This window comes from Longimicrobiaceae bacterium, from assembly GCA_035936415.1.
Lineage (GTDB): Bacteria > Gemmatimonadota > Gemmatimonadetes > Longimicrobiales > Longimicrobiaceae > JAFAYN01.
In genome coordinates, this window is sequence record DASYWD010000168.1 from 1 (window position 1) to 8,574 (window position 8,574).

Here is an 8,574-nt window from a genome sequence, read left to right on the forward strand (position 1 = left end):
CCCCGCCCGGCGCATATATAGGAGCCCCGCCCCCGCACCCCGCGGGGAAGCCCACCCCGCGACCCGCACAGAGGGACCGATGCCAGGACCCGGCCTCCCCGATTTCTACGAAGCCCTCCAGATCTCCCCCCGAGCCGACCAGGACACGATCGCGCGCGTCTTCCGGCACCTGGCCAAGAGGTTCCACCCCGACAACCCCGACAGCGGCGACCCCGGGCGGTTCAACGAGGTCATGGAGGCCTTCCGGGTCCTTTCGGACCCCGAACAGCGGGCCCGCTACGATGCCGGGTACCGGGAGGTCCAGGAGGCCCGCTGGCGCATCTTCACGCAGGAGACCGCCCTGAACGACATCGCGGCGGACCGCAGGGTACGGGCGGGGATCCTCTCGGTGCTCTACACGGCCCGCCGGAACGACCCCGACCGCCCGGGCGTCGGCGACGTGGAGCTGGAGCGGATCCTCGACTGCCCCGGGGAGCACATGAGGTTCCACCTCTGGTACCTGAAGGAGAACGGCTGGATCCAGCGCCTGGACACCGGGCACCTCGCGATCACCGCGGCCGGCGTGGACATGGTCCTGGACCAGGGCGGGCCGTCCGCCAGCGGCGTGCAACTGCTGGAGGCGAGGGTCCGCGAGCACCCCGCTCCGACTCCGTGACGGTCGCCGATCCCGTCTCCCTCATCCTGGCAACGGTCTACTCGGGTGGGGGGGCAGGAAGGACGTGGCCCTGTTTGACGCGGAGCGCGATGTCGCGCACGTGGCCGAAGTCGGCGATCGGGTCGCCGCGCAGGACGAGGAAGCTCGCTTCGCAGCCCTGCCGTAGACAGCCCAGCCTGCGATCGGGGAAGATCGCCTGCGGGGTGGCCTCCGACCACAGCTTGAGGAGGGCGAGGTTGTCGAAGACGCCAAGGCTGTGCAGGTACGTTGCCTCGCCCACGGAGGTGTCGCCGTAGTCGTCGCTCCCGAGGGCCAGCCGGACGCCGTGCTCGCGCAGCAGGCGGAGGTTGCGTGCGTGCAGGCGGTCGAACTGCCTGCGCAGGAGACTGTCCGGCCCCGCCGGGTCCATCTCGCGCACCCCGCCCGCCGTCGTGACCACGACCGTGCCGAGGCGAGCGGCCAGCCGGGCATCCGCTTCGGAGATCTCGAAGATCGCCGGATCCGGGAGCTTGACCTCGGGGTCGCCTCGAAAGCCCGGAAGGTGGACGATCTCGTCCACACCGGCGGCGACCGCGTTGTGGAAGTCCGCCGCGGTCTCGACGTGCGTCGACACCCGCAGGCCGGCCTGGCGGGCACGCCGGACGATCTCGGGCAGGAGGGCCGGATTCAGTCCCTTCCACCCGAAGAACGCGGGATCGTCCCTGCGCCGCGCGTATTCCTCGGAGTAGAGCAGGTAGGTCTTCAGGAAGTCGGGACGGCCCTCCAGGACCCTCTCCCAGACACGGTGCAGGTCCTCCGCGTCGTCGACCCGGAAGTAGAACGCCCCTTCGCCGTCGGCCTCCGTCCAGATGCCGCGCTGGATGTTGCGCTGCACGAGGGGGAGGGGGTGGCCGCCCGAGGCGGTCAACCCCCCGTTCGAGAACGCCACGTCGATGCTCGTGGGGATGTTGACCGTCCCGGCAAGCGGGTGCCGCGTCCTCGGCAAGTTGTTCGGATTCTTGACGTAGAAGACGCCGTCCCGGAGGTACCGTCCGACGGTGCGACCGATGCGCGGGGAGTGCTCGACGTTGTGGTTGTGAGCCTCTCCGAACGGCGGGACCACGTAGCCTCCCGCGAGGTGGATCGTCGAATCCACGTGGGCGGGCGGCTCGAAGGTGAGCACCCCGTCCACGGCGTATGCAGTCCTCTCCTCGAATGCGGTCCCCGTAAACCATCGCCCACCGACGAACGCCAGCACCGGCTCGCCGGGCGCATGCCGCTGCTGCACGGGACCGCCGTCCCCGCTCTGTGCACCCCCCGCGCAACCGGCCGGAAGGAGTGCCGCCGTGAGACATGCGACGAAGACAAGCGTTCGCATCCCAGCCTCCAGGGTGAGTCGTCTCGGTCAGCAGCGCCAGAGCGGCGGAAAGGTCGCCGTTGCTGGACTCTGCAGCCCCTCCGCGGCCCCCTCGCAGCGCCGGGCGTAGTCCGGGTTGTAGTGCCGGAACACCTCCCGCCCGATGCGGCCGATCAGCAGGTGCGCCGGCGCATCCACCGCGTAGGTGGTGTGCTGGTTCTCGCGGGTCATCACGCACACGGCCACGGGGGCCTCGGGGCCGTAGATGATCCCGCAGTCGTTGCGGGCGCGGTCCACGTCGCCGCTCTTGTGCGCGACGGGAACATCCGCCGGCAGCCAGCGGACCAGCTTGGAGCCGTCCTGGTTGGCGCGCAGCATGGCGAGCGCCAGCGAGTCCAGCGCCGGGGAGACGGCCTTCCCCTCGTGCAGGAGGGTGAAGAGGCGCACCATCTCGTCCGGGACGGCCACGCCCAGCCCGTACTTCACCGACGAGTCCGGGGCGATGGAGGTGGAGCGGAGGAAGGTCTTGGAGTGGATCTTGGTGTGGGGGAGCCCCAGCGCCTCCGCCTTCTCCCACACCGTCCGGACGTTGAGCTTGTCGAGGAGGAGGTTGGTGGCGGTGTTGTCGGAGAGCGTGATCATCAGCCACGCCGCGTCGCCCAGCGTGAGCGGGAGGCCGGACTGCATGTACTGCAGGATCCCCGATCCCCCCACCCGGTCGCGCTCGATCATCCCCATCCGCTCGTCGAGCCGCACGGTGCCGCGGTTCACCTGGTCCAGCAGGGCCACCAGCACGGGGACCTTCACCAGCGACGCGGAGGGGAAGGTCTCCCCCCCGCGGATGGAGAGCGATTCCCCCGTACGCAGGTTGCGCACGCTCACCCCGGCCGTGCCGGGGTAGTCGCGCATGAGCCCCTCCAGCGCGCGCCGGAGCGCGGCGGTGTCGGAGCGTGCGTGCGCGGGGGGCGCGGACGGGGCGTGCGGGGCGGCCGCGCACGCCGCGGCGGAAACGAGGACCAGCAGCGCGGCGAGCAGGGCGGAAGCGAGTCGTCGGGTCATGGCTCCGGGTGGGGAGAACGGGTCAGAAAATGGCAAGCGGCTGCGGTGAAACGACCTCCGGCTGAGACCGGGAGGAGCGGAGATCGGGGCGCTTGACGCGGGTCCGGGAGGCGGCGTATCGTGCCGGCACTCACTACACACCCGCAGGACCCATCGCCCGGCGCCCTCCGGCCGTCCCCCGGCCGTGCGCGCCGTCCTCCATCCCCCGGGATGCTCGGGCCTTGACCTCTCCAGCGAAGCAGCTCCTCGCGGCGCTCCTCTGCGCCGGAACGTTCGTCGCAAGCGCTCCCCTCGCCGCACAGCAGCCCTCCACGGCCCCGGCCGCCGCCGCCCGGGCGGCCGCCCCGGTCGAGCGCGACTCCCTGGTGGCGCTTGCGCGGTCGCAGCTCGGGCGGCGCTACCTCTTCGGGGGGACCGACCCCGACCGGGGATTCGACTGCAGCGGCTTCACCCGGTACCTGATGCGCGCGCTGGGCGTGCAGCTCCCCCGGACCGCGCAGGAGCAGGCCGCGGTGGGGCGCGAGGTCCCGCTGGACCCCGCCCGCCTCCGCGTGGGCGACCTGCTCACCTTCGGGAGGGGCGGCCGGATCACCCACGTGGGGGTCTACGTCGGCGACGGCCGGTACATCCACGCCAGCAGCTACGCGGGGCGGATCGTCGAGAGCCGGCTGGAGCGCCGGGAGTCGTCGCTGGCCCGCGCCTGGGTGGGGGTCCGCCGCCTCCTCGCCGAGAGCGAGGCCCCCGGCGACAGCACCGCCGCCGTGGCCGCCCGCTAGCTCCCACCTGCCCTGCGCGGCTCGCGCGCCTCCCGCGGCGACACCTTCCGCACCCTCAGCCCCTCCGTGCGCGGCGCCGGGACGACGATGGCGCCGTCCGGCTCGAAGCGCGCCGCGCTCCCCGGGAAGTCCAGCCGCGAGAGCGAGTCCGTGAGGGCCACCGCGCGCGAGGTGAGGTCCGGGAGCACCCGCCCCGGCGGCACCTGCCGGGTGGGGCGGAGCGCCGCCTCCACCACTCGCCCGGTGGAGTCCAGGGCCGCGCAGGCCACGGCGCCGCGGTTCAGCGGCTCCGCCAGGGAGAAGGGGCCGTAGGTGAGCAGGTTCCCCAGCGAGTACAGTACCAGCGTCTCCCCGTGCCACTCCGCCGCGCGCATCACGTGCGGCCCGTGCCCCACCACCAGGTCCGCCCCCGCCGTGGCCGCCGCCCGCGCGAACGCCACCATGTTCCCGCGGTTCTCGCCGTAGAACGTCTCCGGCGCGTTGGGCGTCCGCTGCGCGGCGCGCCCCTCGGCGCCCATGTGCATGGTCACCACCAGGCGCGGGTAGCGCTCCGCCGCCCGCCCCACGATGCGGCGCACCGCCGCCAGGTCGCGCGCGTCCGGCCCGATCCACACGCTGAAGCCCAGGAAGGCGACGGTGTCTCCCCGCGCCGTCACGACCACGGTGGGAACGGTGTCCGCGCCGGTCACGTGCACCCCCGCCGCCCGCAGGCGGCTCATGGTGTCGCGCCACCCGGGCCGCCCGGCGTCGCCCGCGTGGTTGTTGGCGACGTTCCCCACCACCTCGGCGCCGTCGGCGACGCGGCGCAGCGCCCCGGCCGCCTCCGGCTGCATGCGGAAGGCGAAGCAGGCGGTGGAGCCCGGCGCGCACTTCCGCCGCGACGGCGGCCCGTCTCCGATGGCGCCCTCCACGTTGAGGAGCACCACGTCCGCGTCGGCCACGAGGGGGCGCAGCGGGGCGACGAGGGAGTCCGGGTCCGGGAAGGGCTCCACGGGGATCCCGTACTTCCGCGACGCGGTGTGCACCCACCCCGCGTTCAGGTTGGTCCCCAGCGTAACGTCCCCCCCCGCGCAGACGCGCACGGTCCCCGCGCGCGCGGTGTCCCCCGCGACCGTGCCGAGCAGGGGCGTCCGCGGCCGCGGCACGGTGTCGCCCCGCACGGGATTCTGCGCGCGGACGGTCGTGGCGGCGAGCGCGAGCGCCAGGAGCGCGGGCGCGAGGTGGAAGACGGTCTTCAAGGGGATCTCTCCGGGAGGTGGGCGGCCGACTCGGACCTCAATATACGGTGTCCGCCCCATCTCCGCCCGCCCAGACGCACGGCGCCCCCACCGGGATCTCCCGACGGGGGCGCTGTTTCGCACTTCGCACTTCGCACTTCGCACTCTCCCACTCCTCACCCCACCCCTTCCGGCAGCCGCTCCCGGATCAGCGCGTTGATCCGCGCGGCCTCTTCGTGGGTGTAGCCGTCGAGCACCAGCTGCAGCGCCTCGCCGCCGCGGGTCCGGAACGCCCAGCGGTCGCCGCCGTAGTAGGTGTGCTGCGCCGTGACGACCGTGTCCCAGCGGACGACGCGGGTGCCGCCCTTTCCGGTGACGGCGAGCGCCTCGCCCGTGACCTCCACCGCCTGGAGGCCCCGGACACGGATTCGCAGGGCGTACAGCCCGTACGCGACGATCCCCACCAGCAGGGCGACGATCGCCCTCTCTCCCCACGGGACCCCGCGCGAGGCGAGCATCACGAAGGTGAGCACGGCGGTGACGAGCCCCACCGCCAGGTTCTCGGCGCGCGCGTTGCGCAGCCGCGGCGCGAAGCGGTGTGGGCCTTCCGGCGGCGCGGAGCCCGGCCCGCCCGCATCCTGCGTGGATGCCGCCAGGGCGCTCCCGGCGTGCACGGTCAGGGCCTCCCCGGGGCCGCGGCGGCCGCGATCCCCCTCCGGACTCGGCGAACGTTCATCGGTCCTCGAGCTTTCCCGGGTGAAACGCAACGGCCGCCCACGGGGACGGCCGGCCCTGAAGATAACGCCCCGGCCCCGCGCGCCACACCCCCGCGCAGCCGGGTGGCGCGGCGCCTCAGATCACCTGCAGGTGGGGGCGCACCTGCAGGGCGACCACGTCGCAGCGCCGGGGCTGCACCAGGGCGAAGTACACGCACGCGGCGACGTCCTCCGGCCGGAGCATCTCCAGCGCCTCCTCCTTCTCCCGCTTCTCCGCGTCGGGCATCTCCACCATGTCGGTGGCCACCTTGCCGGGCTCGATCAGCGTAACCTTGATCCCGCCGGGATTCACCGTCTTCCGCAGCGACTCGGAGAAGGCCTGGATCGCCCCCTTGGTGGCCACGTACACGCTCCCCTCCGGCTCCCGCAGGTCGGCGCTCATGGAGCCCACGTTGACCACGTGTCCCTCGCCGCGCCGCTTCATCCGCTCTACGGCCTCGCGCGCGCAGGCCACGTAGCCGGCCACGTTGGTGCGCACCACGTACTCGATCTCGTCCAGCGCCTCGCCCTCGAAGCCGCCCCCCGTGACGGCGGCGTTGTTCACCAGCACGTCGATCCCGCCCAGCCGCTCGTCGGCCTCCCGGAAGACGCGCCGCACGTCGTCCATGCGCGACACGTCGGCCACCAGGCCGTGCGCCTCGCCGCCCTCGCGCCGGAGCTCCTCCAGCGCCTCGTCCAGCTCCTCCCGGTGCCGCCCGAAGACCAGCACCCGTGCACCGCGTGAGGCCAGCAGCCGGGCGACGGCGCGCCCGATCCCGGTGGTTCCGCCGGTGACCACCACTGCCCTGCCGGCGACGCTCCGGAACTCCACCCCGTACGGATCCCGCTCTTCGCTCCCGGGCATGCTGCTCCTCCACGGCTGGTTGGCTGGACTCGGGGCGGCGGTCCGCCCGCAGGATCCCTGCCGCGGTTCACCACCCGGCCAGCCGTGCCACCCAGGCGCGCTCCTCCGGCCCGAGCCAGGGCGGCGCCCCCGCCTCCGCGTTCTCGGCCATGTGGCGGGGGCTGGTGGTGGCGGGGATGGCGACGTGGCAGCGCGGGTCGCTCAGGATCCACTTGAGGAGCGCCTGCGGCCACGTCCGCACGCCGAAGGGGCGCAGCGGCGCCAGATCCGCGTCCGAAGGAGTCCGGCGGAGGAGGCCGCTCTCGGCGAAGGGGCGCATCACCACCACGCCGAGCCCCAGCTCCTCCGCCAGCGGGAGGATCTCGCGCTCCACCTCGCGCTCGAGGGGGTTGTACGGGACCTGGATGGCGGAGATGCGGCCGGTCTCCATCACCTGGCGCAGCTCCCCGAAGGCGGAAGCGGCGTAGTGCGTCGCGCCGACGGCCCCGACGCGCCCCTCGTCGCGCAGCCGCTCCAGCACTTCCAGGTGCGTGCGCCAGCTCACCAGGTTGTGGACCTGGTACAGCTCGACGCGCCCGCCGAAGAAGCCGAGGGCGCGCTCCACCTGGGCACGCCCCTCCTCCGCGGAGCGCGCCCACATCTTGGTGGCGACCTGCGCCTCGCCGCGGCGGCCCTCGAGCGCGCCGCCGAGGACGCGCTCCGCCTCGCCGTACATGGGCGACGAGTCGAAGAAGCGCGCGCCTCCCTCCAGCGCGGCGTCCACCACGTCGCGGGCGTTCCGCTCCGCGGGCCCGCCGCGTACGTCGAAGGTCTGCCAGGTCCCCATCCCCACCACCGGCACGGTCAGCCCCGTGCTCCCCAGCACCCGCGTCTCCATGCACTCCTCCCGCGCTCGTGGCCGTCCGCTCCCGCCGGGGCCGTGGCACGGGCCGGCAGGACGGGTGCCAGGAACGGAAAAGGCCCCCGCGCCGGCGGGGGCCTCGTGGACGGCAGGCAGGATACGCCGCGTCAGCGGAACGGCAGGTCCACCCCGGCCCGGACGCCCATCCCGTCCAGCCACTCCCGCCGCTCCAAGCGGGAGATCAGCCGCACAGGCGTGTAATCCTTCCACTCCATGGTGTCCTCCACGCGCCGGGTGCGGTACCAGCTGCGCTCGGCGTCCAGCGCCAGCCGGAGCCTCCCCCCGAACCGCACCCCGGCCCCCGCAGCCAGGTACGGCACGCCGGACGGGCGCAGCCACCCCGTCCCCGCGGAGACGGAGAGCGGCATCGCGCGCGTTCCGCCCAGGCGGAGCCGGAGGTCGGCAGCCATGGCCGCACCGTCCCGGTCCGGGTAGTAGACGCCGGTGTGGACGCCGTCGGGGAAGACGGCCGGGTCGAGCGCGCAGACCTCCACGCTGAGGTCCATGATCGCGGCGACCCGGGCCTCGACGGCGAGCGCCCCCCGCGCGACGCCGCCCCGAAGCTCCCCCGCGGTGTATCCGCCGTCCCCGCACGATTCGAACTCGGTGGGGAGCCTCGCCGGCCCGACCGAGAGGCCCACGTAGGGGATGATGCGGCCTCCCTGCTGCCCGTGCACGACGGCGGGGAGGGCGAGGAGGATGCAGAGCGGGAGGAGAGCGGCTGCGCGGCCCATGGGGAGTGCGGGTTCGGGAGGTGAGACTGCCGGAAGGCTCCGGCCCGGCCGTGGTGTAGACGCCGGGCTGCCGGCGAGCGTCACGGCCGGGCGCGGATGCTCAGTCGTCGTCCAGGAAGGGCGAGGGCTTCCGCGGCCGCTGCTCGCCGAGGCGGAGGGCGGACTGCAGGTGCCGGGCGGCCTCGCGCCCGTCGTCGTCGCGGCGCAGCACCCGCTCGGCGTCCGCCAGCGCGGCCAGGAGGCGGCTGCGCGCCTCGTCGTCGGGGTCCATGGACG

Annotated in this window: 9 protein-coding genes; 2 read left to right on the forward strand and 7 right to left on the reverse strand. The window is 73.8% G+C overall.

Annotated elements, in window-relative coordinates:
• Positions 1-79: 79 nt before the first annotated feature.
• The gene (locus VGR37_06280; protein ID HEV2146988.1) at positions 80-655 is read left to right on the forward strand and encodes a DnaJ domain-containing protein; all 576 of its coding nucleotides are present in this window, start codon (positions 80-82) and stop codon (positions 653-655) included.
• Positions 656-692: 37 nt separating this feature from the next.
• Here VGR37_06280 and VGR37_06285 read toward each other — a convergent pair whose 3' ends face one another.
• Complete coding sequence (locus tag VGR37_06285; protein ID HEV2146989.1) at positions 693-1,922, reverse strand: hypothetical protein; 1,230 nt, start codon at positions 1,920-1,922, stop codon at positions 693-695.
• 117 nt (positions 1,923-2,039) lie between these two features.
• Positions 2,040-3,050 (reverse strand): serine hydrolase, encoded by a 1,011-nt coding sequence (locus tag VGR37_06290; GenBank protein ID HEV2146990.1) that lies wholly within the window; start codon positions 3,048-3,050, stop codon positions 2,040-2,042.
• Positions 3,051-3,271: 221 nt separating this feature from the next.
• Here VGR37_06290 and VGR37_06295 point away from each other — a divergent pair, with 221 nt between their 5' ends.
• Entirely contained in the window at positions 3,272-3,826 is a 555-nt protein-coding gene (locus tag VGR37_06295; GenBank protein HEV2146991.1) for a C40 family peptidase, read from the forward strand.
• On the opposite strand, the gene VGR37_06300 is transcribed toward VGR37_06295, so the two are convergent.
• The 5 genes from VGR37_06300 to VGR37_06320 all read right to left on the reverse strand — a co-directional run bounded on the left by VGR37_06300 (position 3,823) and on the right by VGR37_06320 (position 8,298).
• On the reverse strand, positions 3,823-5,064 hold the full coding sequence (locus VGR37_06300) for a CapA family protein (GenBank protein ID HEV2146992.1): 1,242 nt from the start codon (positions 5,062-5,064) through the stop codon (positions 3,823-3,825). The genes VGR37_06295 and VGR37_06300 overlap by 4 nt on opposite strands.
• A 155-nt stretch (positions 5,065-5,219) precedes the next feature.
• The gene (locus VGR37_06305) at positions 5,220-5,717 is read right to left on the reverse strand and encodes a hypothetical protein (protein HEV2146993.1); all 498 of its coding nucleotides are present in this window, start codon (positions 5,715-5,717) and stop codon (positions 5,220-5,222) included.
• A gap of 178 nt (positions 5,718-5,895) precedes the next feature.
• Positions 5,896-6,663: an SDR family oxidoreductase gene (locus VGR37_06310; GenBank protein HEV2146994.1), complete on the reverse strand. Its 768-nt coding sequence runs from the start codon at positions 6,661-6,663 to the stop codon at positions 5,896-5,898.
• A 67-nt stretch (positions 6,664-6,730) separates the two neighbouring features.
• Positions 6,731-7,540: an aldo/keto reductase gene (locus tag VGR37_06315; protein HEV2146995.1), complete on the reverse strand. Its 810-nt coding sequence runs from the start codon at positions 7,538-7,540 to the stop codon at positions 6,731-6,733.
• A 131-nt stretch (positions 7,541-7,671) separates the two neighbouring features.
• Positions 7,672-8,298 (reverse strand): hypothetical protein, encoded by a 627-nt coding sequence (locus tag VGR37_06320; protein ID HEV2146996.1) that lies wholly within the window; start codon positions 8,296-8,298, stop codon positions 7,672-7,674.
• Positions 8,299-8,574: the final 276 nt, after the last annotated feature.